This window comes from Psychrosphaera ytuae (assembly GCF_017638545.1).
In the GTDB taxonomy this organism is placed as follows: Bacteria; Pseudomonadota; Gammaproteobacteria; order Enterobacterales; family Alteromonadaceae; genus Psychrosphaera; species Psychrosphaera ytuae.
The window spans coordinates 801,070-825,765 of the sequence record NZ_CP072110.1; the positions used below are offsets into that span (position 1 = coordinate 801,070).

Consider the following 24,696-nt stretch of genomic DNA (forward strand, 5'->3'; position numbering starts at 1 on the left):
AAAACCTAAAAATAGTCAGAAAAAAATCAAAAAATCATTGATTATTAACAGTTTAAACCACAACCTTTTCAACTTGGTGGTCACTCGATGATGATTTAAATAACATTTTAAGGCTTGTGATTTAAAAATTTTTCACAGTCACTGTGCAAGTTTTTCATAACTCACTACAATGGGGTTCATCTTAATTATTTCTAACTAATTGATTTTTCCAATTGTTTGGAAGCTCTAGTATAAAAGAGAGACGAATGTCGTATTTTAATGTTAAATATTTAGCCACCTTATTATTCCTTTCTCTAAGCCTAATTCCCACAGCTCATGCTTTAGAGGATGATTTAGACCAACCACTTGAAGAAATCAAAACACCCGAGCAACTCGCTCTGGAGCAAAAGATTAAGTCTTGTGTTGCAACCCTAAAAGAAACTGGGTTTGTAACGGGTGAAGACAAGTTAATCTATCGATACTGTGAAACACGTATTCTCAGCCGTGGTATCGTCCCAGGGCGACTTGCCAAAAGAATATTGAATGAAAGAACCACTGAGCTAAACCCGTTTGTTATCACGCCACACAAACAAAGTTACATCCTGCCGATAACTATCACTGATAGCTTTAACCGGGACGTTTACATGTTTGAACCAGAACGTGCCGAACAAATGAAAGACGTAGAAGCTAAGTATCAAGTGAGTATCAAGGTACCATTGAGAAGTAGCTCGTTGTTCATTCCTGGCGATGGATTGTATTTTGCGATGACAATTCAAGCTTGGTGGCAATTGTACGCAGATGAAATCTCAAAACCATTCCGAGAAACCAACTACACCCCCGAGATATTCTATATTGCGCCACTGCCGTTTAACCCATTCGACGGAAACATGGCGTTTGCCGTGCATTTAGAACATCAATCAAACGGCCAATCACAAGAGCTTTCTAGAAGCTGGAACCGCCTGTTATTTTCGGTGATTTACGAAAAGAATGATTACGCCTTTGCATTCAAACCTTGGTATCGCTTTGAAGAAGAACCAAAAGAGTACCCTCTAGATCCCAAGGGAGATGACAACCCAGATATTGATGATTACTTGGGCCATTATGAAATTTTGGCAGCCTATGCGTTTAACGACCAGCACAAGTTATCAGCACTGATCCGCCAGAACTTTGCTACAGGTAAAGGCGCATTGGAACTAAACTACACCTTCCCTTTTCCGGGCTCGTCACGATTAGTCGGATTTGCTCAATATTTTACTGGCTATGGTGAGAGCTTAATTGACTACAATCACAAACAACAAAAGTTTGGATTGGGTATCGCGGTGAATGATATTTTTTAGCGTTATAAGCTTTATTGTTGCTCTGTCCGATTTGACAAATATACGTCCCAATCGGGCAGTTCTAGTGCGTCAGCTTCTTGTTCGTAACGAATAGACTTTAAAAAAGCTAAGAGTACCGACAACAAGCCAACCAAAAGGTAAATATTCCAATAATCTAGTGCCTTAAAACCCACAACCATCGAAATTGCCGCATAAGCCGTGGTCAACAAACTCAAATAATAAAAACTTAAAATACCAAAAACTCGATTACGAGCCGCAAACAACGGCGGGATTTCTTCTACATGTAACGCCCACAAAATCCGATAGAGCAACGGAGCGGCGATGTCCTTTGAGATCCCCAAGTATTCCATTTCTTGAGTGTAATGTTTGGCTTTCTGTGCAAAGTTCATATTCGTAAGCTATTGTTTTTATTATTAACGATTTTAGGTAACCGGATAAGGCGCTCAAAAAAAAGACGCGCAATCATACGCCATTTGCTGCACAGAAAAAAGACGCAATTTGCAATTAATTTATTAAATTCAGCGACTTGTACCTAATACTAAGTAATTGGTACACCACTGTGAAATTTAAAGTCGTTATCTTGCTCGGTGATTAGGGCAGCTTCAACTTCGCCAAAATACCTGACCCGCTCACTGATGTCAGTGCCTGCGATATTACCCGCAAGCGTCAAATAGTCCTCAAAGTGACGAGCCTCAGAGCGCAATAGAGAAACATAAAAGTCACCCAAACGCTGATCAACATGAGGGGCAAGTTTGGCAAAACGTTCGCAAGAACGCGCTTCAATATAAGCGCCACAAATCAGCTTGTCGATAAGTGTTTCTGGCTCATGGGTTTTCACATGACGCATCATTCCTTTAGCATAACGACTCGATGTTATGTTGCGATACTCAACGCCTTTTTCTTCCATAATTTCTAAAACTTGGTAAAAGTGATGAAGCTCTTCTTTTATCAGCAATACCATTTTATCGACTAAGTCTTGGCCATAACGACTGCCCGATTTTACTTGCAGCTTCTTGTTCAAGCCTTTCAATTTACCAAGGTCAGCCAAACTGCCCTCTCGGCGGTAAATAAAATCTTCGTATGGTTTTAACCAAGCCAAAAGTTGCTCGCCACTCTCTTTATCCACGGCATATTTACGGATCAACCACATTGCCGTTTGAGCCGCTTTTAACTCACAAATCATATGGTCAATGAGTAACACTTCTAGGTTTTTCTCATCTACTGCTGCGGTGACCCAATCATCTGGGGTTTCACATTGTAAAAATTGATTAATTGGCTCAAGTAAAGATTGAAACTGCACTGTCATGGTATTGAGTAAATTGACTTTGGTCATTAGGAATAAAAACAATGCGCAAGATTAGCATATTTCTGTTGCCTGTTTAACAACCCTTGTTGCGATTTGTTCTTATTTACTTTGAACGTGTCGAACGGTTTTTATCCTAAGATTCCGCAGACACCACTCAAATGATTAATATTTGTACAAAAAATTTCCATATCTTAGCTATGACGTCAAAACTAACAAGATATTGGTAGGTGTTTGGTTTTGTTGAAGTTACTGATATTTTTAGAATTTTTACTCTATGGTTAATTAATTTTTATATAACCTTATAATCTAAATGGGTTAATTTTTAAGCAATTCTATTCTTGATCTCTGATTAAATTTTGATCATAACTTATTCAAGGTTGTGTAACTTTTGCGCAATTAAGCGGTCACTAGACAGTAAGGAACATAATTATGATACTAAACCACCTATGGGGTCTGTACGCGCATCCGGTTGAAGAATGGCATACCATTGACAACCGTCATGAAAGCTTCAAATACTCAATGTCCCACATCATGATCATTGCACTGATCCCGGCAATATGTGGATATTTTTCTGCAACAGAACTGGGTTGGAGTATAGGCGCGGGTGAACCCCTGCGTATGACCTCTGACGCAGCATTAATTGTTTTTTCGGGTACCTATGTTGCCTTAATTGGCGGTGTATTTATGCTGGGTTATTTAGCCCACTGGATGGCACACACGTTTGGCGCTGAGCCAACTTATACCCAAACCCTTGAACTCGCTGCGTATACCGCAACGCCGCTGTACATGGCTGGTTTTGCTGCTTTATACCCTGAAGTTTGGTTTGTAATGTGTGTTGGACTTGCGGCACTGACCTACTCTGTTTATTTACTCTATGCTGGCGTTCCAATTCTCATGCATATTCCTGAAGAGCGTGGATTTATCTATGCAAGCTCGGTAGTGACTTGTGGTCTTATTCTACTGGTTTGTATTATGACGGCATTCGCTATGTTCTGGAGCTCAGGTTACGCACCAGTATTTAGACACTAATTCATAAATCGTCTGCAAAGACATAAGCACAAAAAAAAGCCGACATCCGTCGGCTTTTCTTTTCGTGTGCAAAAACTAAAAGGTCCTACACTTTACGCCACGTCGTGCCATTCGCACCGTCTTCTAACACAACACCTAATGCCGTTAAAGCATCACGAGATTGGTCAGCTGCGGCCCAATCTTTGTTTGCACGGGCGTCGTTACGTTGCACGATTAATGCTTCGATTTTAGCAACTTCGTCGTTGTCTTGATCACCCTGTAAAAATGCTTCAGGCGCGCTTTGTAAAATTCCCAAAACTTCGCCAAACAATACAATCGCACCTGCTAAGTCTGCGGCTTGCTCTGCAGAATCAGATTTTGCGATATTCAATTGTTTCACTAAATCGAATAATACCGCCAGAGCTTCTGGTGTATTAAAGTCATCGTCCATTGCAGCATAAAAGTCCGCTGATTGTGGCAGCGTCGATAAATCCACTGATAAGTTTGGCTCAACATCGCGAAGCGCAGAGTACATACGCTCTAAGCTCGACTTAGCTTGTTTTAGGTTGTCATCCGAATAGTTTAACTGACTGCGGTAATGCCCCGACAATAAGAAATAACGAACTGTCTCCGCATCGTAAGTCTTCAAAACTTCACGCACGGTAAAGAAGTTGCCCAAAGATTTAGACATCTTTTCGTTATTAACCTGTACCATACCAGTGTGCATCCAGTAATTAACGTACGGCGTGTCAAATGCACAGCATGACTGAGCAATTTCGTTTTCGTGGTGCGGAAACGTCAAGTCTGAACCACCACCGTGAATGTCAAAGTGCGTGCCCAAATGTTTTGAGTTCATCGCCGAACATTCAATGTGCCATCCTGGACGGCCGTCGCCCCATGGCGATTGCCAGCTTGGCTCACCTGGTTTAGCAAGCTTCCACAATACAAAGTCCAGTGGATCGCGTTTTGTCTCTTCAACGTCGACGCGGGCACCCGCAACTAATTGAGTTAGGTCTTGTTTGCCTAACGCGCCGTAGTTTTCAAAAGTAGACACTTCAAACAGAACATCTCCGTTATCCGCAACATAGGCATGGCCTTTACTGATCAAACGCTCGATTACGTCGATAATTTCTGGCATATGGGTTGTTACGCGCGGCTCGATATCCGCTGGTAACATTTTTAATGACTCGAAGTCTTCGTGCATCATCGCGATAGTGCGATCGGTAAGTTGATCACACGTTTCATTGTTTTCAATTGCACGTTGAATGATTTTGTCGTCAACATCAGTAATATTACGAACAAACGTGACGTCATAACCAGTATGACGGAAATAACGCTGCATTACGTCAAATGCAACGTATGTACGGCCGTGTCCCATGTGTAACAAGTCATAGACCGTGATACCACATACATACATGCCCACCTTGCCTTCTTCGATTGGCTTAAAGGTTTCTTTTTTGCGGGATAATGTATTGTAAATACGTAGCATGTTTAATCCTGATTAATTTTATCTTTAGAGTAGTACTGATTTTTCGGCATTTTACCAAACTACCGACGATACACCAGCAACTTGTTTATAACCATTTAACTTTGAATATTCTATCTGACAAAGTACAACAGTTGATCTAAACCACCTTCCCTCACGCTAATATCAGCTTGTTCGCGCACTACTGGTTTCGCGTGGAAGGCAACACCTAATTGCGCTTTTGCCATCATCAACAAATCATTTGCGCCATCACCCATGGCAATAGTCTGTGTCATTGGAATACCAAACTCTGCCGCCAAAGATACAACTGCATCAGCTTTAGCTTGAGCATCAACCACAGCTCCCGATACAGTTCCGGTTAATCGTCCATTATCCATATCAAGATTGTTAGCAATAGTGCGATCTAAACCCAATTGGTTCTTGAGCGCTTCAGTCATAGCAGTAAAACCGCCCGAAACAATGGCAATTTTCCAATTGTGTTTTTGTAACTCAGATACCAAAGCCTCAAGCCCTGGCATTAAAGGCAAAACATTTGCGACTTGTTCGATAATACTAGTCGAAGCTCCTTTTAGGGTCGCAACTCGAGCATGTAAGCTTTCCGCAAAGTCTAGCTCACCACGCATCGCTTTGGCGGTAACCTCTGCAACTTGTTCTCCGACTCCTGCAAGTTTGGCTATTTCATCAATACACTCAATTTGAATAGCGGTACTGTCCATGTCCATTACCAGTAAACCAGGCTCAGCGAGTGTAGGAAGTGAACCACATACGTTAACAACTCGTTGATCACCATCGAACTGCTTTTTTAGCGATTCACCGTTGGTGACATTAAAAAACCTTACCGCTGGTGCTAAGCCAGTTGTTGGCTGAATACATTTTAAAATAAGCTTAGGTCCGACAAACTCTGCAGTATTAATAAAACTATCGAGCTCTTCCTGACTCCATGTGCCGAATAAGGTGACGTACTCATTACTCATTGCATTGGATGGCGCCTCTTCGGCTTTATTTGATAATAAATCAAGAGTCCATTGTTGTAGATTTGTTGAAGTCATTGCCCGTTGTCACCGTGGTTTATAATGTAGAGAAATTATGTGTTAGTTTGTAAAGCGAATGGAGGAATATAACAAACTTCATTGCTTTTTCAGCAATTAATGCGCACTATTTAAAGTAAATTTATCCTGACCTACACTTTTGTTTGGATTGGGAAAAACTGACAGCCAGACTAAGGAAAACATGGCCACCAAAGTTACCTACATAAAGACCTCGTCTTTTAGCAAAAAAATCCTTCAGCTTTTAGCTGCAGTTGCGCTCGTTGTGGTGACTTTAACTCTATGGTCAGATATCAAACAAAAAGGCGAAGCGGTGTTGATAGAAAACGCCATTGTACTCGCCAAAAACATCCTTAAACAAACCAGTCACAGTGCGTCGTTTTATATTGCCAATAAAGATCAGGCTTCACTTGATCACCTAACCGAATCAGCACTTAAATCGGACTACATTTATGAAATGCTGATCTATGACAAAACGGGCACAGTTTTATCAAAAAGCCAAAATGCTTTACCGGCAATAAGTCGGTTTATGGGTTTGATGCCGTCTGCTATTGAGACTGATTCACCAGATAATGAATCGCTCGATGCGTTTTTTCCAACCCCTTATGTATCAGAAATAACCGCAGAGGATGGCACTTTACTGGGGTTTGTTCGAGTGACAGTACTTACTAAAAATCTTCAAAAATCCGGTTTAAGTTACATTCACTCTTTGACCAAACAAGTTATTTTGATCGCGTTACTAGCCGGTTTTATCGGTTACTTGTTTACTAACGGCTTAAAACCCTTCTCTGCAAATGCCTACGTGGTAAAAGATTAACTGATTTTCTAACTTACACTAAGCAGCGTTTTGGCGTTTGTGCTTGTCTGCTCCGCAACAACTGCAACATCTAATCCCTTTACATCAGCTAAACAACGCCCCACCAATTCAACTCGCTCTGGTTTGTTTACTTGTCCCTGAAATCCCGCTAATGGCATGTCAGGTGAGTCCGTTTCTAACACGATATGTTGCAAATCTAACTGATTAAAAACGTTTCGGGTCTTAGCGGCGCGTTCATAGGTAATGGTGCCGCCACAACCGAGTTTAAAACCCAAGGCAATGTAATGCTGTGCATCGGTCAAAGAACCACTGAATGCATGGATAATACCGCCATTTTTAGGGTTACAACGTTTAAAAGATTGAAGGATTAAATGATGAGACTTGCGGTGATGCACGATGAGAGGTTTATTGGTTTGATTCGCAATGTCTATTTGGGCTTCAAAAATTGATTGTTGTTGCTCTACTGAAAACCGTGTTGTGGCTGCTAAAAACCCGTCGATACCGCACTCCCCTATAGCTTTAACCCAACCTTTTTGAGCATAGTTGTAAAGCAAATCGAGATCTTGCTGTTGGTATGTGTCTAAAAAATATGGATGGATGCCAACACCTGCGCAAAGCATAGGATGAACTTGGACTAAATTTTCTATTTTCTGCCAGTTATCTCGACTGACACCCGGCACAAAAATATGAGACACACCTTTGTCTAATGCGCTTTTGATGACCGCTTCCCTGTCATCATCAAACGCATCAAAATCCAAATGACAATGGCTATCAAACCAATTCATAACAACGCGACTCGTTAGGGAGCGAGGCGCTTTTTAGACCAAGTTTCACCAACTAATTCATACAAAATACGGTCGTGTAATCTATGTTCACCACCCTGCCAAAACTCAATTTTGCTCGGTTTTACCCTAAACCCACCCCAAAAGTCAGGCGCCGGAATCGCACCGTCTTTAAACTTTTGTTTCATTCGTTCGAACCCTTGCATCAACAAATCGCGCGAACTAATTGGATGACTTTGATGTGAGGCGTATGCCGCTAGCTGGCTCTCTTTTGGACGAGATAAAAAGTAACTCATATTTTCTTTTTGACTCAGTGGCTCGACTTCACCATAAACAATGACTTGTCGCTCTAAAATATGCCAAGGAAAATGTAATGAAATCTTTGGATTGGCTTTGAGCTCTTGCGCTTTACGGCTACCTAGATTGGTAAAAAATACAAATCCGTTTTGGTCGCAGTGTTTAAGCAACACTATTCGTTGTGAAGGCTGCCCAGATTCATCCACTGTCGCAACAACCATAGCAGTTGGATCCGGTAATTTAGCGTCGATGACTTGTTGTAACCACGCCTCAAATTGCACGATTGGATTGTCATCTACATCTTGCTCGGTCAACTTACCTTGGCAATATTCACGACGTAAATTAGCTAGTTCCACTTTGGTATCCTCTGTATTTGCAACTGACCTACACGGTTGTTTTTCAGTGTGATTTGTCAATTATACGAATAAAAACCAACAAAGACTCATTGTTTATCAAAAAATTAACAGCCGACTAAATAGTTAAAATGTGCGAAATATATTACGCAAACACGGTTACGACTTGTCGAGACAAAGCAATTAAATTGCCGTTGGTATCCCAGAATTTTGCCTCTTCGTGACCATAACCTTGATTTACGTGACTGGCTTTAACAACCATAGCTAGCCAATCTTCTGGATTGATCTTACTTACCGGGTGAATAAATTCGATATCCCAACTCATAGTGCTCGCTGGCGCCGGGATTTTCATCATTTGGAACATACTCGGTGGCCAACAGTCCATCATCGCAATCAAGTGCGCCATACTGATTTCTTTAGGGGCTTTACTAAAACGACACCAACCGTGCATTTCAGGATCACGCGTCGAACCAACACCAAATGAACCAACTTCCATCGCCAAATCAAAATGACGAATAAACTTAGGCACTATTTTAGGAATTTGTGGAATAAACTTCGGCTTTTTGGGCAGTGGCATGTTGTGGCTAGGATGATCTTTAAAATCGAGTTTAGACTCTCGAGCGACACCAAAGCACAACTGCACCATCACCCCAACTTGTCCCGCTTGTGTTACTTTGGCAAGAATTTGGGTCACGCTTTTACCAGTGCGCAACACTTCAGCACTGACTTCAATTTCTTGCTCAACGTTAAGAGGGCCAACAAAGTTACAGTGAAACGCGCGTAACTCCCTACCGTCTGAGATTAGGTTTGCTGATGCTTGGTAAGCAAGTGCTGCGGAAATACCGCCAAATACTGTACGCCCTTGTGACCAGTGATCTGGGATTGTTAACTTATATACATCGGCTGGTTGGTTAAACGCTTCAAATAGTTGGTCGATTGTCATTTTTGCCTCAACTGGTCGGACTTCCTTCAATATGTTAATGAGTGTAGCCAATAAACAACTGAATTAAAACAATTGTTGAGTTTAAAACAGCTTGCTAATTGCTGGATTTTCCAGCAAAATCGCCAATAATTATAAAAAGGCATAAATTTTTATATTTTTAGCCCTTTTGGATTTAAAAAAGTAAACAAATTTACACTGTTAGTGGTTTAAGGGGTTAATAGTGAAAAAACTTATCCTATCTTCATTGTTGGCATCGGCATTAGTTGTTCCTGCTGTAGCGAAAGCAGACTTCATCAACATATTTGATATCTCTTACAGTGGTTCTATTTTGGCTATTAGCTCACAAGGCCCATATTCTGGTCAATATAATGGTGCTGGCACTTTCAGTTTCAACACACCTTTGACAGATTTAACCCCTACTGTAGATAGCTTTGTTAGCTCTCCAGTGCTTAATTTTGATTACGAAGCGTCTTTTTGGTTTGATGATGACAAAGACAATCCATTTTTTAGCTTTAAGTTAAGTGACTGGCTAAATGGCACCAACTGTTCTGGCGCAACAACTTGCCCTACAGCATCATTATCTTTTTATGATTTTACGCTTGTTCAGCAAGATCCAACAGGAACAGATCAGTCTGATGCATATTTTTTCTCAAACTCTGCTCCTGCAAGTGGTGATTCCCCACAGTCTTTTGGCCTTACTGTCGAGTCGTTAGACTTTGGTAGTCTATTTGTTCAACACTCGACTTCATATTTGGACACAAACGCTATGAATGATGACTTCTATTTGTCAATGGCGCTGAATGAACCATTTACTCAAGGTGCACCAGTGATGACTTTAACTGATATGGGTTCTTATAGCATGTCTCTTCGTGAGCCTGGTACAGGTACACCAACTGACCCGACTGACCCAACTGGGCCGACAAACCCAACCGATCCAACAGAGGTGCCTGAACCTACGGCTTGGGCATTAATGCTAGCGGGTATGGCATTCATTTTGGGTCGCCGTCGTTTGAGCTAAAACCTCAGGCTTACAAAAAAGACGCTTATTCAGCGTCTTTTTTTGTTTTTAATCTCTCAACTTCAACTTGTGTTAAAGACCAAAGTCAAAATCGCCTAACTTGTCTTTCAACTTGTCTTTGAGTTTGTCCTTCGCTTTGTTCTTGAGTTTGTCTTCGAGTTCTTTTTTCTTTTGCTCAATAAGACCGTCTAATTGGCCTTCTTTGAACTTCTCGAACTCTTGCTCAAGGTTACCCAAGCGTTCTTTGTATTGTTCAAACTTAGCTAAGTCATCAGAGTTTAGGTTAAGCTCGGATTGCAATTTGGCCTGTAGTTGCTGTTTGGCATCGCCCTCAAACTCATTCCATTTTGCTTTAACTTGAGACTTAAAGGCATTATTAAGCTGATTGTCTAAATCCGACTTTATCTTAATATCCGGCGAGTCAGGCTGACCTGTAATACCTACATTTAAACCGAACTTATTAACCTGAGTTAACGTATTCAGAGCAATTTTCGCCAGTTCAGTCGTTGCATTACCGGTTAATTTAACGCCTTCAAAGCGAATGTCATTAGTGCTGATAATATTGCTATCAAACTGGTAGTTGCCCTCACCAAAGACAAGTGCGTCCGTCATTGTCAATTGAATATCGTCACTATCTGAAAGCTGCTTATTTACCACAGGTAAATTAGCGATACCGTAATTACCTTGGGTAGAAAAGTTTTTGGCTTGATCAACCGCGTATCGGCCTTCTAAGTCGAAGCGCTTTTTAGGATCACTCGAAACAAGAGCGACTTGATATTGACTGTCTTTGTTACGAATAAAGTGCTCTATGTTAATTTCGCGCCCAGTCAGTTTAAACTGCTCTCCAGACGGTGCAGACACATTAACCAAAAGGTTTTGTACTATCCAAGACGGATACGGGTTATCCAATGGAAACTCGATATACTCGCCTTCAATAAGTGACTCTGCAGAGAGTTTGTCTTCAGCCTTAACCTCTTTATTGGCATCGATATATGGTTTTACTTTTTCGTAAGCTTGTTGGGCAGTAACTAAATAGCCCGTAATTTCATCACCAAAAATCAATTTTGAGATGGCCACAGCATTTGGGTCGTCGATTGGATATTTAGCTTTAATGTTTTGCCAATCTTGGCCAGGCGCCGCCTTAAGCTCTTTATAAGCAACATCTACGTTGGTTTTGCTGACCTTGTATTGTTCGCTGAGTTCTTTTACTGCAGCTCTGTCCTTTTTGATGTCTGCTTTTAACTTATCAATTTTTGCTTTGAGCGCCGCGATGTCTTCTGCGGATTGTATTTTCGTATCTTGAATTTCTTGCCACTGCGCTTTGTATTTGTCTACTGACGATTTACTCGGCAAAGCCTCTACTTTTGATTTGAGTGCTTTGTTTTCAGTTTGCCACACTTGTTTAAGCTGACGACCTTTTTGCTCAGTCAATAAGTCTGCATTAGCAATCACGTCTTTGGCACTTGGAACTTCTAATCCACCAGCAAACTCACTGGCGCTTTCTTTGATTGAGCCTTGAGCCGTTTGCTCAACCGCTTCTCCAGCTTGACTACGAGCTGTATAAAACTGCAACCCATCAACGGTTAAATCATCAATTACGGTATTACCCAATATTAACTCAAACGGGTTGACCTTGGCTGAAGCAGTTTTAAACTCAAATAAGTTGCGATTAAGGTCTTCAGGATCCGTTTGTTGAAGGCCATTCACTGCGATACCAAACGGACTTAAACTCAAATCTACCGAATCAATGTTGGTCTCAGCACCAATGGTATTTTCCATCACAGAGGTGATTATGCTTTTTGTGATTGGCTCTGCAGCAAAATAGCCGGCGGCAAATACACTTCCAGTCAACGCAAACAGTGCACCCGTACCCACTGGACGAATCATGCCCTGGTTTTTTGGCTTGGACGATTGTTTTTGTGCCGCTTTATCATTGGTTGTTTCAGTTACTTTATCTGTCATTGTGCGTCCCTCACCTTAACCGTGAACAGCTTCATAAATACGGTAAAACTTCGATGCTTTAAGCGTCTGTACGACCTTAAACCTACTCACCCAGTCCATAAATACTTTTCTATATTTGAGGACAAGCCAATGGGCAACAACAACGACAGGCACAAAAGCAAATAAAGAAAATACCGCAGCTCCTAACTCTAAGGTATTGTTAAGCTCAAACACTCTGAACCAGTAGGTGTTGTATAAAGAGGTCCACATCTCTGCCCATGTAGGTTCAGTTAATAGTGACTTACCTAAGCCAGCAGTTAGTGGCGATAACAGCAAAGACAGCACGCCAAACACCGCAGACATAGCGAGAAAAATAGATAGGTTAACTCGTACAATAAACAACAGAGCAATAACGGCAAGACCAACCAAGGACAAGAAGCCATTAAACCCAATTAAAAACGCAAACCCAAACGCCAACGAGAGTTGCAGTGGTCGAGTGTCAGAGCTCAATGCTCCTAATATTTTCGCTAATAATGTAAGCACAAACTATCCCCTTTATTTCTGTACTTATAAAAACAGCCAAGTGGCCTTAACAGTATAGCTTTGAAAAACTACTTATTTTCCGTCTCTTCCAAAGACGTTTCTGGTTCGTCCAACGCTTTTACATTTGCGTCGTCCTCTGGACCTAACAAAATTCCTAACCAACGTGTTTTTTCACTGGTATCAAGGGCGATTTTTATCATCATAGTTAATGGCACTGACAAAAACATGCCAACAGAACCAAAGATATAACCCCAGACAATTAAAGATAAAAACACAACAAACGCAGACAAACCTAACATCCGCCCCATTAGCTTGGGTTCTAAATAGTTACCAACAATGTTGTTAATCGCAAAATAACTCGCCGCTGTCCAAACGACACCAATCGGCCCCAGCTGAATCAACGAAAGAATCACCGGCGGTACCGCCGCAATTAACGAGCCCAATGTAGGAATAAAATTAAGTAAAAAGGCCAACATGCCCCATAAAAAAGGATAATCAACACCAATAATGACCAAACAAATTGACGCTAATACGCCAGTTAGCAAACTTGTGGCGGCTTTAATCGCTAAGTAATGACGAATTTTGCTCAGTATGTGATTTACATGGACCATCTTGTCTTTGGCATCAGCAAAGGCATTGGCGAATTTTGCTGGAAAGCTTGTAGCTTCAGCCAAAATAAAGATAACGCTTAAAAAGATGATAAAGAAGTCACTAAATATGTTGCCCACCCCACCCAATACGAGCGTTATCATCGACATAATATCGATATTTTCGAAGGCGGCACCGATGTTGACGGCTTCAACTGGTATACCTTGTTCTGACAACCACGCAAATATTGACTTAATCCGTCCGTCTAGCTGCTCTATATAAAACTCTTTATTGGCATTAAATGCGTTAATCGAGTCTCCTACCAAGGCAAAAATGGCATAAACAAAGGCTAATATCACAGCCAACACTATGATAACCGCCATTGAACGAGGGACTTTATGGTCTTCCATCCAACGAATAGACGGCATGCAAATAACTGCTACAAATAGCGCCATCAGTAGCTGAACCAAAATAGGCGCTGCTACTTTAAGACCGGCAATAATGATTATGATTGAGGCAAACGCAACTAGATAAGGCGTCGCGCGTTTAGGTTGGTTGAGTTCCAAATTGATTTCCTTTTTCAATCTTTCTCTTGAACCACAACAGTGTAATGGATCTACCGAGGTTTTACATTCAAAAGAGTGAGCGAATTCGAGCTAAGTACCGTAAAAGAACTACACTTAATAAACAAGTTAAATCCTTATTGATTAACGAAAAGATAATGAAAATTTTAGTAACGGGTGGCACCGGCCTAATTGGCCGAACATTTATCGAAAGTAGTTTGGCAAGTGGTGCTGAATATGAGTTTACGGTACTGACCCGTGATGTATCCAAAGCAAAGCAAAATCTGAAAGATGAAGTTTCGATTATTGATAATTTGGCTCAAGTAAACATGGCGAACTTCGACGTGGCTCTTAACCTTGCCGGCGAGCCGATTGTTAACAAGCGATGGACTCAACAACAAAAACGTACTTTGTGCCAATCTCGTTGGCAATTGACTGAGCAATTGGTTAACAAAATTAATAGAGAATGCAATGCCGATAACCCTATTCGTTTTATAAGTGGCAGTGCCGTAGGCATTTATGGTCGTCAGCCGAAAGGCTTGATAACCGAAACGCACAGCCCTCACTTTCCAGAGTTCTCGCATACCTTATGTCAGCGTTGGGAAGACATCGCATTACAAGCCAAACACGCCAACGTAGCGTTGTTGCGCACAGGTATTGTTCTGAGCCACTCTGGCGGCGCACTCGATAAAATGCTTTTACCATTTAAGCTGGGGCTTGGTGGCAAAATCGCCTCAGGTGAACAGTTTATGCCTTGGATCCATATTGACGATATGGTCGCAGGTATTCAGTTTTTGATTGAGCACCCTGTTTTAAATGGGCCTTTTAATTTTACTGCGCCTCACCCCGTTACCAATGCGGAATTTGCCAAAACCCTAGCAAAATCACTGAACCGACCTTGCTTGTTTCCCGTACCAGAGTTTGTATTAAGACTTATTATGGGCGAAATGGCCGACCTATTGGTTTATGGTCAAAATGCAATTCCAGAAAATTTAGTCAAAGCAGGTTTCAACTTTAAGTACGAGACGTTGAAGCCTGCATTGGATGAAGTGGTTTCGCACTGACCGTAAAGGTCTTTGTAATCTAAATTAGAGATAAAGCATGAGTTTTAAATTGTTTTACGATGGTTGTTGCCCTTTGTGCGTCGCAGAAATGAAAAAATTGTCGAAACACGACCATCAACATCAAATTGATTTTATCAATATTCAACTAGACTCAGAGATGCAAAAGTATCCTCAAGTCGACCCGAGTCATGCTAACCGCATTCTCCACGCTATCACTCCGCAAGGTGATTTAATCACAGCGTTAGATGTTACTTATCAAGCATGGGCACTCGTTGGTAAAGGCTGGTTGTTTAAACCTCTAACTTGGCGTTGGGTTCGCTTTTTTGCCGATCCTGTTTACCTCTGGTTTGCCAAAAACCGTTATTCAATTTCGGCCATTTTAACCGGCAAAGCACGTTGTGAATCTTGCCAAATTGGCCGTCCAGATTAAGGACTTAATATGGAACACGTATATTTAGTGTTTGGGGCGAACTCCGCGATTGCCAGAGGCGTGATAAAAGAGTTGATTGATACACAAAGTCCCGAGCATCAAGTCACAATCTATGGTTTTTCTCGTGGCACACTTCCCGACGACCTGAGTTCGTACGACTCTGAGTTACATTGGATAACTGTTGCTGACTATACCCAACAATCTTTGTCTAAAGCATTAACCGAAGTGCAACTCAAGCATTCGAATCTAAAGGGAGCGTATATTTTTAACGGGATATTACACAATGAAGAATTCATGCCAGAAAAAGCCCTCTCTCAATTTGAGGCGAACCACTTTGAGCAAGTTATACACGCCAATACCACAGTCCCCGTCGTTATCATCCAACAACTACTTGCGAATGTAGACAAACAACAGTCGTTTAAAATAGCCGTTTTGTCAGCGCGAATAGGCAGCATTGGAGATAATGGTTTAGGTGGTTGGCACAGTTACCGCTCCAGTAAAGCGGCGCTTAACATGCTATTGAAGAACGTAGCGATTGAGTGCGCCAGAAGTTACAAAGGGATTAAACTCATAAGCTACCACCCAGGAACGACAGATTCGCCACTATCCAAACCGTTCCAAAGTAATGTGCCGAGCGAACAACTGTTTGATCAACGTCAGTCAGCGCGCTACTTTCTAAACGTCGTTAAAGCACAAAAATTCGATAACACCCTGAGTTATGTCGACTGGCAGGGAGCGGCTATACCTTGGTAATTTAATCTATACCTTGGTAATTTAGTTTGTCACGCATGCTCACTGACCGTTATTCTCTTTTTGTTAAAAGTTATGAAAGGCAATAGCTTTTCATAACATTTGATCGCGCTAAGCATAGCTCCTTCAACTCGACCTCCACAAGTCCAGTCACCTATGATTGCGACTTGCTGACTTGAGTCCACTATCGCGTTACACCCTTGTTGTTCGACTTGCTGTTCATAATCCAAACTCAACCGCGCGTAACGCCAGTAATGACAGTACCCCTCCACGGCGACAATTCCTTCTGTTTTATCGTTGTCGATAAGCAACTGATTTAACCAATCAAACGCCATAGTTTCGATCATTGCGGCAGATTTATCTTTGTGTTGTTCGGTAAACTCAGGAGAGAAATGAATATTCCAAATATCGTCGTAATGAGGATCATCCTCACTACTTACGCCCTCTCTACCTGGACGTGTGGTCTGTCGTGCAAGCCAAGATACTTCTCGCTCTCCGAATACGCCTTGGACATCATCGTGTACTTCACCTTTGGTTGCTATTGTTACGGCCCAACAAGGTGAATGAACGCGTTTAGGAATGGATTGATAAATTTCTGGTTCTGTTTCAAATAAATCAGCGGCTTGCTCGGCTGGAATAGTAGAGACTATCCAATTGTAAACACCTATTAGGTCGCCTTGCTCGTCCCACAAAAACCACTTAGGTAATAATTCATCAGTATCGTCGCGAGTCACCCTGTTAACTCGGCAATTGAGTTTGATTTTGACGTCAGTAAGTAGTGATTTGGCAAGAGAGTTCATGTCGGGCGTTGATACGTAGCGCTCTTCTTTATCAAAAGACGAGAGTAACACCCCTCCTCTAATCCGACTTGGTTCAAAGGGCCAAGGACTAATCAAGCCCTCAGATAGCCAACGTTGCAGTAATGGCTTTGTTTGGCAGTCTCTAAAGGTAAAATATTGCGCGCCCATATCGCAGTTTGCCCATGACAAACGCTTAGTGGACATTCGCCCGCCTCTGCCTCTCGATTTTTCAATGACAGTAACATCAACACCTTGTTCATTTAGTTTATTCGCAAGTAATGAACCCGACATACCTGCGCCAATAATTGCCACCTTCATATTTGATCCCATTTATTTACCTTTAACTTATCTATTACGTGCAAAGTTTTGTTTAGTTCACTTAACGTACAAAAACTGTACTCCTAGTGTCAGTGAGTCAGCTTGATGTAAATCAATTAACGGCTTATAAATCTGAAAATGACGAATCAATAAAAAGACAGTGACCAGCTTTAAAGCTAGCCACTGAAGTTTAATTTGAAAATGAGATTTAAGGTGAGAACGCTGCGTTAGTTTGCTGATAAAGTCAAAGTGACGGCGCAATGATCACTTAACATCCTCTTAGGCTCCATGTCCTGATAGTGGTGTACATCAGCACTTTGTTTTGCCACAGTTTGTGGGACTTTACCCATCAAAATATGGTCAATCGGTACTGGGTAATACTGATGGCACCCTTTTAGGCTTTTTGTGGTGTTTTGAAGTGTAGAGACACTGCCATTAGAGTTTTGTTCTAAAAGTGACGCCATCGCATTACCTGGCTCTGCCAATCTGTGATTAAAGTCGCCCAAAATAACGTAAGGGGTATTTCCCAACTCTTTAGTTTCTACATATTCGTCTAAAATTGGCGCTTGTTGTGCGTAAGTTTGGCATGAACGTTTATCAGATTTAGCATAATCTGGGACGAAGCAGCCGCTTTTCATGTGTACGTTTAACAATGACATTGGACCTAAATCACTGTTAACTGATATCTCAAGAGCGTGACGCAAACCACGTGAGTTAAGCGCAAATTCAGCTTTTGAATCCACATTTTGGATTTCTAGTCCTTTTTTAACAGCAAAGGCAACTTTTTGTTGAGTAGAAATATTACCGTTGCTGCGACATTCAAATGGCTCATTGTCCGCACGTCCTGACATAACTACTTGCCAATCTGACGCCGGGAAAATTTGGTGCACGGCTTGCGCTGAATGAACCTCTTGCATCGCAACAATATCCGCGTTAATTGTGTTGGCATAAGCTTTTAACTTTGCCATTTCTTCTGACGTGCGAGGTCGACATCCAGCCTCAGCTGGGTATGCAAGGTGCTCTAAGTTCCATGTTGCAATTGTTAAATTTGAAGAAGTTCCATTGGCATTTTCCGATACTCGATTAGATTGACCTGCCAACGAGTTTTTAGAATCAACTGATGGGTTTTCAGCTTGGCAACCTGCTACTAACAGCGTTACCGCACATGCTAATAGCGACTTTTTAACTATTTGTAATTTCATTGTTTATTTTCTTATTAGATGCTTTTTCAAGCGTGAGACCTAAAGTGTAGCGGGCTAGTTTAACCGTTTTATGACAAATAATTGAGGGTCTATTAAGACGTTTGACCTTAATAAAGTGTTGCTGAACGAAAACAAGAAAACGGTTTGTCGAACCCAGCGGGTGTTCTCATCCCGTCCAGAATCCATATAAAAAAAACTGAAGCCATCTAGTGGCAGCTTGCAAAACTAACTGAAAATTAATTATTCCAGTTAAATGTAATACCACCCCAACTGTGTGTCCTCTCGTATGGCCCCTCCATTTTGTGCTCAGAGGTTCTTCCATGCCAGGAAATAATAATGTTGTAGTCATCAAACGGTATAAGTGCACCAATTGTAAACTCACCTAATACAGGACTTACATCATCAGAGGCTAGACAATGTTGACTTCCTACTCCTTTTCCTTGACATTGAAGTAGTGCATTATATCCGACTGCTGTTGCTTGTAGTCCAAAGAAAATGTTCGTATCTGCCCAACTAAAACTTTTCTTAAGTGGTTGAACTCCCATCATCTTATTATTGCTCCCCATTGGGTTGGCTAATACAAAAGCATCATATGCATAATTGATATACTCTTGGTTTGAATTCCAAAGGAAACCAAAGGATGCCATAGTGTAATATCCAAGGTTTAAGCTGCTGTAACCTACTAGTTCGGAATTACTAGTACCAAAATTCCCAAACTTTTTGTGGACTGAATACTCAATTTTAGCTGTTAACTCACCACCATTTCCTATTTGGTTGTCCCAACCTTTTGGATCATAAGGTTCTTTATTGTCAAATGTATTCCTAAGCACGTCATGCCATGTAGCCTGAAGTGCACCACCTAATGGAAGGCCTAATAAGCCATATGTAAAAGAAGCTCCATAGCTAATACTTTCATCGCTCTGATTTACGGCATAAAGCGTAGAGGTTGCAGATAGCAATGACGCATAGGGGCGGTCATTTAAAACTGGAGTTTCAGAGCGCAACTCGTCGGGTGTAAAATTAGTTAATGCTATTTCAAAATGATGAGCTCGTTTATGGAACATAACGCTATCAAAACTTAAAAAGTCAGTCGCCCATTCTGCATAAAGAGGGTGAGCTTGAGCCTTGCAATTTCCCCATCCCCAAGAAGCACCGTATGTGTAATTTTGATCATCATTGTTACCAAGAATATCAAACATGTCATTTTCAAATCGAAATGTATCCGCATCCCAAAATACACTGTGACCATGCTTTATTTTATTTTTTACGGCTGAACACTTTTCAGCGTAACTTGATGACGAAAAAACAATTAAAAGTAATAACGAAACAAATTGTTGTATTTTCATAATAAGTTCCTTATCAAGAACCAATAAGTACCATTTCGATCAAAGATAAAACAAATATAGTATCTGTATATTTAATTTATTTATCAGCCGTTTATTACAAAACACTTCTTAGTTCGCTTTCGTTCTTTGAGGCTTCATACATCATACAACGTATCAATTTCCCCTTATCATCTTCAGAGACGCTATCCAGCAAAGTATTTATATTTCGTCGTGCATTTTCAGTGTTGTAATTCTTGTTTCGATACAAACCGGTTAACCCCAGTCGATCTTGCTGGGAATGTTGAACATCCAACACTTGTAAAAGATCAAATGCTCCTAAGCTATCTAACATTAATTCACAACTCTTAGACCCAATCTTTTCTATAGAAGTAAATGACTTTTTTATTACCCTTTTCTCTACTGAAGTAGCAATTGAAAAGTGAGGGGTAAAATCAGTTGTTGAGCCCACGTTTATTTGGGTAGTAAACCTTTTTTCATCTCCTGACCCGATCTTATGTGTAAAAATTACATCATCCGCGTTTTTTTCATGTGAGTGACCTGTTAACCATAGGTTTGAATGGCGTCCCTTCAGTAGCAAGTCGCCTGGCCGACCAATTGGGCCAGCACTAACGTAGGCTAAATTTTCTATTGGGTAATGAGTTGCAATTATACGAACAGTTGGATTTCCAAAATTTGATATAAACCAGCTTGTTTGAGACTCTCCTTTCCATGAAATTGAACCCCGATGGCCATAAAAATCATTTCGCAATAATGCTGGCTGTACATCTATATCCTTATAGTCTGAGCTATCTGCCAAAATTAACTCGCCGGATATTCCATTTTTCAAATAAGTTATAATTGCACCGTAAAAACAACCACTTTTTTGTTGATTTTCAACAATAGAGAGTAAACATTCATTTGATAAATCTTCGACATTGTCTTTGAATGACAATAAGTAATCGCCCTTATATTGATTAAATGAATCAAGGTTAAATTTTTGTACGATTCGAATTAAATCGAGCTTAGATACAAAGCCGTTCTTTTCACTACAAGTGTCTTCTAGAGCCTCAATTGATGGTTGGTTTCCAGTAGCTAAATAGTCATGATTGCCTATTACAAAGAATAAAGGTTTTTGTAGTCGAGCTCGAGACTCCTCTAAAACTTTAAAGAATCCAGAAACTTCATCTTTGCAACCACTATTAGCTCCATCTCCCAAATATGTGATGATATCGACATTTTGTTCACCTATATCCTCAAGAAGCAATCTCAAATGCTTTAATGAAAGCTCTTCTTGTGCAGTTGTTCGAATTGCTACGTTAACAATGAAGTCAGCTTCAATTGTTCTGAATTTATTTTTCCCTTTATAAGGGGAGGTCACTTGAGTATCAGCTATCAACGCAATTGACAAGCCAGTATCAAGTTTAGTGCCGATATTAGAGCGGAAAATGGAGCAGCCACTTAAAGTAAGTGCAATTAAGAACAAAATGGAAGCTTTCATATTTAACGTCCCTATCACATGAATAATGATTAAACTTTAGACGCAATTTAAGATTTTGCACAACTCATGTAAAAATTAACGAAAAGTTTAGTTGAGGAATAGCCTTTCAATTATTGAGACCAATAGTCGAATCTAATATCCGCTAAATTCTTGTGAGTAACTCACTTACTTCGGTAGCGTTTAATATCAAATAATCGCCCTCACAACGACGTTGAGAGGGAGGGATTACAAAATACATCCTGTATTTTGCCCTTCGGGCCGCCTTCGGCGTTCAAATTTGTTCCCAACAAATTTGTCGAACCCAGCGGGTGTTCTCATCCCGACCCATCTCGCAGATATAAAAAAACCCGCTCAATGAGCGGGTTGTTTTATATGGCGGAGAGGGAGGGATTCGAACCCCCGGAAGGTTTAACCCTTCGCCTGATTTCAAGTCAGGTGCATTCGACCGAACTCTGCCACCTCTCCAAAAAGATTGGACCTTTATGTCGACACTAATATGTCTTAGGTCATTAACAAGTTATATAATCGGTTAACTCATTAATTTATGTAAGTGGCGGAGAGGGAGGGATTCGAACCCCCGGAAGGTTTAACCCTTCGCCTGATTTCAAGTCAGGTGCATTCGACCGAACTCTGCCACCTCTCCACTTGATGGAGCGCATATTAGTGACCTTCTTGGACGTTGTAAAGGGTTACTTTAAAAAAATGTTAATTTCATGGTTTGAATGGTGATTTTTGAACCAAAGTGTCATTTTTATATGCAATTTATCGGTTTTTTAGTCGATTTGTGGGAACCAATCATATTTGTATTAATCCATATAACTAGATTAGGTCGTTAAATATAAATAGGCATGAGTGATCTTTTATTGTGAAACAGGTTGTGCTTTTAAACTGTGCCGAAATTTTCATCGTACAGTCATTGAAAGAATTGAGAATAACCACAATATATTGACCAGGTAAAAATTTTAATGAACACTACCGCAAGGTAAAACATTAACCGTTTTATAATTAAAAACATTTATAGAACATTATAGGAGTTCCAAATGGACAGTAGAATGGCGTATCAAGGTACTCAGACGTCTGCATTACAGCAGAACCGTGTACTGAGAAACACATATTCACTTTTAGCGATGACTTTAGCGTTTGCTGCTGTTGTTGCAGGCGTAGCGATGGCGTTTAATTTACCAATGCCAAACATCATCATCTTTTTTGTTGGTACGTTAGGCTTATCTTTCCTACTACACAAAACAGCTAACTCATCAATGGGCCTAGTAACTATCTTCGCCTACACTGGCTTTTTGGGATACACAGTTGGCCCTATCGTAAACATGTACGTTGCTGCTGGCGGTGCTGACATCGTATTGATGGCATTAGCGGGCACGGCGCTAAGCTTCTTTGGTATGTCTGCTTATGCTTTAACAACTAAGCGCGACTTATCATTCATGGGCGGCATGATCACTGCGGGCTTCATCGTTGCGATTGTTGCAATCATTGCCAACATTTTCTTAGCGATGCCAGCTCTAAGCCTAGCTATTAGCGGTATTGTAATCATGATTTCTTCAGGTGCAATCATGCTTCAAACTCAAGCAATTGTACGTGGCGGTGAGACAAACTACATCCTAGCGGCAGCTGCATTGTTCGCTTCGATTTACAATATCTTTATCTCTCTTTTAAACATCCTTAACGCATTAAGCGGTGATGATTAAAAGATACGTTCATCAGAAAAACGCTGCCTCGTGCAGCGTTTTTTTTTGCTTTTTAAAACCTGCTGACTAGGTTCATTAGCCAAATTGATTTAAACTTAAAGGCAAGGTTGCTCAGTGTTTTTTTTTTACAATAACAGGTTTTAAATTCGTTTATGCGTTATCTCTTAATGATCCATAGCTCGCCTTGGTCACATCAATCTGTGCGTTCAGCCACTGATTTCGCCACGGCAGCGATTCAACAAGGTCATAAGATTGATGCTATTTTTTTGTATCAAGACGGTGCAAGTATTGCCCTGCCCAACCTTGAGATCAGTAGTGATGAGTTTAACGGTCAACAAGCATTGCAAGACCTGCACAACACCCATGGTGTTCCTATCTGGCTGTGTGTCACCGCCGGGGTAAAGCGCGGTGTCAATGAGGCGCACTTAGCTAATGGCTTTAAAATCGCGGGACTCGCCGAGTACGCAGAGGCATCAACGCTAGCTGACAAAGTCATTCAGTTTAAATAAGTGGAGACAGGAATGAACGTAAAAAACATCTTAGTGATCCACACACTACCTAGTTTTAATGACTTGCAAGGCAAGGAAGCGTTAGATTTAAGTCTTATTTTTGGCTCGTATGAACAATCCGTAAAAGTAATGTTTTTGGGCCAAGGCGTGTTTCAGACCCTGGCTCATCAAGACCCAGAATCTATCGGTCAAAAGGATTATTTAAGCACCATTAAAGCGCTTGAGATTTACGATATTGAAGAAGTCTATGCATGTCGTGCTAGCCTCGAACAATATGGATTTGACCAACACGAATTAATTGATGGTGTTCAGCTTGCGTCACAACAACAGCTGAATGCATTAAAACAAGCCGCCGACCACGTTTACGTTATTTAAGGAAAGCGACATGCCCTTCTCTTCTCATGAATACAGTCTGCACCTGATTTTTAGTCCTGACGGTTGGCTCAAAGCCCAACCTTTGGTGACATCGACTGATCGTGTGTTTTTTATGCAAGATGCCGTTTATCTGTTACAAGCGAACATCACTAGCCCGTCTGAGCTGCTATACGCACGGGCAACTGACGTGTTAGCCAGAAACATTCACCCAAGTGAAGCCATTGAAATTTTAGACGATGAGCAATGGGTCAAACTCACTGAGCAAGCCAACAACGTGTTGAGCTGGTAAACAGCTTGAGCTAACAGCAACAATTATTACTTTCCCAAATTATAGAAACAAAGGCTTTTACAATTTCATGATTGAATATAATGGCAAACAATACGAAACCGACAAACACGAATACCTTGCCAATTTAGAGGACTGGAGTGAGCCTTTGGCCCTTCATATTGCCTCACTAGAAAACATAGAAATGACTGATAACCATTGGGAAGTGGTTCATTTTGTACGAGACTTTTATAAAGAATACAAAACTTCTCCAGCCATCAGAATGCTGGTAAAGGCGATGGCCAAACAACTTGGCGAAGAAAAAGGCAACAGTATATATCTGTACAAATTATTCCCAAAGGGCCCCGCAAAACAAGCTACGCGCATCGCGGGCCTGCCAAAGCCAGCTAAATGTATATAAGTTAACGTTTGGTCTTTCCTATAAAAAAA

26 protein-coding genes and 2 tRNA genes are annotated in these 24,696 nt (G+C 41.0%); 12 read left to right on the plus strand and 16 right to left on the minus strand.

All coding sequences use genetic code 11. From position 1 onward, the window contains the following. Window positions 1-245 precede the first annotated feature (245 nt). Entirely contained in the window at window positions 246-1,316 is a 1,071-nt protein-coding gene (locus J1N51_RS03575) for a phospholipase A (RefSeq protein WP_208832616.1), read from the plus strand. A gap of 11 nt (window positions 1,317-1,327) precedes the next feature. On the opposite strand, the gene J1N51_RS03580 is transcribed toward J1N51_RS03575, so the two are convergent. Both J1N51_RS03580 and miaE read right to left on the minus strand, forming a co-directional pair. Beyond that, window positions 1,328-1,705 carry a DUF6404 family protein gene (locus J1N51_RS03580; protein WP_208832617.1) on the minus strand — a complete coding sequence of 126 codons (378 nt, stop codon included), beginning with the start codon at window positions 1,703-1,705 and terminating at the stop codon, window positions 1,328-1,330. A 149-nt stretch (window positions 1,706-1,854) separates the two neighbouring features. After that, window positions 1,855-2,649, minus strand: coding sequence for a tRNA isopentenyl-2-thiomethyl-A-37 hydroxylase MiaE (gene miaE / locus J1N51_RS03585; protein ID WP_232842852.1), 795 nt, complete (start codon window positions 2,647-2,649; stop codon window positions 1,855-1,857). 402 nt (window positions 2,650-3,051) lie between these two features. Here miaE and J1N51_RS03590 point away from each other — a divergent pair, with 402 nt between their 5' ends. After that, window positions 3,052-3,651, plus strand: coding sequence for a Yip1 family protein (locus J1N51_RS03590; RefSeq protein WP_208832618.1), 600 nt, complete (start codon window positions 3,052-3,054; stop codon window positions 3,649-3,651). An 85-nt stretch (window positions 3,652-3,736) separates the two neighbouring features. On the opposite strand, the gene cysS is transcribed toward J1N51_RS03590, so the two are convergent. Continuing rightward, window positions 3,737-5,119 carry a cysteine--tRNA ligase gene (gene cysS / locus J1N51_RS03595; protein ID WP_208832619.1) on the minus strand — a complete coding sequence of 461 codons (1,383 nt, stop codon included), beginning with the start codon at window positions 5,117-5,119 and terminating at the stop codon, window positions 3,737-3,739. A 110-nt stretch (window positions 5,120-5,229) separates the two neighbouring features. Beyond that, on the minus strand, window positions 5,230-6,165 hold the full coding sequence (gene serB / locus J1N51_RS03600) for a phosphoserine phosphatase SerB (protein ID WP_208832620.1): 936 nt from the start codon (window positions 6,163-6,165) through the stop codon (window positions 5,230-5,232). Between the two features lie 181 nt (window positions 6,166-6,346). On the opposite strand from serB, the gene J1N51_RS03605 reads away from it, so the two are divergent. Then, window positions 6,347-6,979, plus strand: a complete 633-nt coding sequence (locus J1N51_RS03605) for an AhpA/YtjB family protein (protein ID WP_208832621.1) — start codon at window positions 6,347-6,349, stop codon at window positions 6,977-6,979. 8 nt (window positions 6,980-6,987) lie between these two features. Here J1N51_RS03605 and J1N51_RS03610 read toward each other — a convergent pair whose 3' ends face one another. The 3 genes from J1N51_RS03610 to J1N51_RS03620 all read right to left on the minus strand — a co-directional run bounded on the left by J1N51_RS03610 (window position 6,988) and on the right by J1N51_RS03620 (window position 9,354). Then, window positions 6,988-7,764 carry a TatD family hydrolase gene (locus tag J1N51_RS03610; protein WP_208832622.1) on the minus strand — a complete coding sequence of 259 codons (777 nt, stop codon included), beginning with the start codon at window positions 7,762-7,764 and terminating at the stop codon, window positions 6,988-6,990. A 14-nt stretch (window positions 7,765-7,778) separates the two neighbouring features. After that, window positions 7,779-8,414 carry a pyridoxamine 5'-phosphate oxidase gene (gene pdxH, locus J1N51_RS03615; RefSeq protein WP_208832623.1) on the minus strand — a complete coding sequence of 212 codons (636 nt, stop codon included), beginning with the start codon at window positions 8,412-8,414 and terminating at the stop codon, window positions 7,779-7,781. 142 nt (window positions 8,415-8,556) lie between these two features. Then, a complete protein-coding gene (locus tag J1N51_RS03620) occupies window positions 8,557-9,354 on the minus strand; it encodes an acyl-CoA thioesterase (RefSeq protein ID WP_208832624.1) in 798 nt (265 codons plus the stop codon). 220 nt (window positions 9,355-9,574) lie between these two features. Here J1N51_RS03620 and J1N51_RS03625 point away from each other — a divergent pair, with 220 nt between their 5' ends. Further along, window positions 9,575-10,372, plus strand: coding sequence for a PEP-CTERM sorting domain-containing protein (locus tag J1N51_RS03625; protein WP_208832625.1), 798 nt, complete (start codon window positions 9,575-9,577; stop codon window positions 10,370-10,372). Window positions 10,373-10,444: 72 nt separating this feature from the next. Here the strand turns inward: J1N51_RS03625 and J1N51_RS03630 are convergent, their stop codons facing one another. From J1N51_RS03630 to J1N51_RS03640, 3 genes are all read right to left on the minus strand, one after another. Beyond that, entirely contained in the window at window positions 10,445-12,334 is a 1,890-nt protein-coding gene (locus J1N51_RS03630; protein WP_208832626.1) for a TIGR03545 family protein, read from the minus strand. Between the two features lie 15 nt (window positions 12,335-12,349). Continuing rightward, complete coding sequence (locus J1N51_RS03635) at window positions 12,350-12,856, minus strand: TIGR03546 family protein (RefSeq protein ID WP_208832627.1); 507 nt, start codon at window positions 12,854-12,856, stop codon at window positions 12,350-12,352. A 68-nt stretch (window positions 12,857-12,924) separates the two neighbouring features. Continuing rightward, complete coding sequence (locus J1N51_RS03640; RefSeq protein ID WP_208832628.1) at window positions 12,925-14,010, minus strand: AI-2E family transporter; 1,086 nt, start codon at window positions 14,008-14,010, stop codon at window positions 12,925-12,927. 155 nt (window positions 14,011-14,165) lie between these two features. On the opposite strand from J1N51_RS03640, the gene J1N51_RS03645 reads away from it, so the two are divergent. The 3 genes from J1N51_RS03645 to J1N51_RS03655 are packed head-to-tail and all read left to right on the plus strand — an operon-like array spanning window position 14,166 to window position 16,254. Continuing rightward, the gene (locus J1N51_RS03645; RefSeq protein ID WP_208832629.1) at window positions 14,166-15,071 is read left to right on the plus strand and encodes a TIGR01777 family oxidoreductase; all 906 of its coding nucleotides are present in this window, start codon (window positions 14,166-14,168) and stop codon (window positions 15,069-15,071) included. A gap of 37 nt (window positions 15,072-15,108) precedes the next feature. Beyond that, a complete protein-coding gene (locus J1N51_RS03650) occupies window positions 15,109-15,501 on the plus strand; it encodes a thiol-disulfide oxidoreductase DCC family protein (RefSeq protein ID WP_208832630.1) in 393 nt (130 codons plus the stop codon). 9 nt (window positions 15,502-15,510) lie between these two features. Further along, window positions 15,511-16,254 carry an SDR family NAD(P)-dependent oxidoreductase gene (locus J1N51_RS03655; protein WP_208832631.1) on the plus strand — a complete coding sequence of 248 codons (744 nt, stop codon included), beginning with the start codon at window positions 15,511-15,513 and terminating at the stop codon, window positions 16,252-16,254. Between the two features lie 29 nt (window positions 16,255-16,283). On the opposite strand, the gene J1N51_RS03660 is transcribed toward J1N51_RS03655, so the two are convergent. From J1N51_RS03660 to J1N51_RS03685, 6 genes are all read right to left on the minus strand, one after another. Then, window positions 16,284-17,381, minus strand: coding sequence for an NAD(P)/FAD-dependent oxidoreductase (locus J1N51_RS03660; protein WP_208832632.1), 1,098 nt, complete (start codon window positions 17,379-17,381; stop codon window positions 16,284-16,286). Between the two features lie 215 nt (window positions 17,382-17,596). Beyond that, window positions 17,597-18,571: an endonuclease/exonuclease/phosphatase family protein gene (locus tag J1N51_RS03665; protein ID WP_208832633.1), complete on the minus strand. Its 975-nt coding sequence runs from the start codon at window positions 18,569-18,571 to the stop codon at window positions 17,597-17,599. A 236-nt stretch (window positions 18,572-18,807) separates the two neighbouring features. Continuing rightward, complete coding sequence (locus tag J1N51_RS03670; protein ID WP_208832634.1) at window positions 18,808-19,917, minus strand: lipid A-modifier LpxR family protein; 1,110 nt, start codon at window positions 19,915-19,917, stop codon at window positions 18,808-18,810. 94 nt (window positions 19,918-20,011) lie between these two features. Next, window positions 20,012-21,394: a metallophosphoesterase gene (locus J1N51_RS03675; protein WP_208832635.1), complete on the minus strand. Its 1,383-nt coding sequence runs from the start codon at window positions 21,392-21,394 to the stop codon at window positions 20,012-20,014. A gap of 373 nt (window positions 21,395-21,767) precedes the next feature. Continuing rightward, window positions 21,768-21,859, minus strand: a tRNA-Ser gene (locus J1N51_RS03680). Between the two features lie 86 nt (window positions 21,860-21,945). Then, a tRNA-Ser gene (locus tag J1N51_RS03685) sits at window positions 21,946-22,037 on the minus strand. 397 nt (window positions 22,038-22,434) lie between these two features. Between J1N51_RS03685 and J1N51_RS03690 the strand changes: the two genes are divergently transcribed. The 5 genes from J1N51_RS03690 (at window position 22,435) to J1N51_RS03710 (ending at window position 24,667) form a co-directional block, all read left to right on the plus strand. Beyond that, a complete protein-coding gene (locus J1N51_RS03690) occupies window positions 22,435-23,097 on the plus strand; it encodes a Bax inhibitor-1/YccA family protein (protein WP_208832636.1) in 663 nt (220 codons plus the stop codon). Window positions 23,098-23,249: 152 nt separating this feature from the next. Beyond that, window positions 23,250-23,606, plus strand: a complete 357-nt coding sequence (tusD, locus tag J1N51_RS03695) for a sulfurtransferase complex subunit TusD (protein ID WP_208832637.1) — start codon at window positions 23,250-23,252, stop codon at window positions 23,604-23,606. Between the two features lie 12 nt (window positions 23,607-23,618). Then, window positions 23,619-23,981, plus strand: a complete 363-nt coding sequence (tusC, locus tag J1N51_RS03700; RefSeq protein ID WP_208832638.1) for a sulfurtransferase complex subunit TusC — start codon at window positions 23,619-23,621, stop codon at window positions 23,979-23,981. A gap of 10 nt (window positions 23,982-23,991) precedes the next feature. Continuing rightward, window positions 23,992-24,270 (plus strand): DsrH/TusB family sulfur metabolism protein, encoded by a 279-nt coding sequence (locus J1N51_RS03705; RefSeq protein ID WP_208832639.1) that lies wholly within the window; start codon window positions 23,992-23,994, stop codon window positions 24,268-24,270. A 67-nt stretch (window positions 24,271-24,337) separates the two neighbouring features. After that, window positions 24,338-24,667, plus strand: coding sequence for a TusE/DsrC/DsvC family sulfur relay protein (locus J1N51_RS03710; protein WP_208832640.1), 330 nt, complete (start codon window positions 24,338-24,340; stop codon window positions 24,665-24,667). Window positions 24,668-24,696: the final 29 nt, after the last annotated feature.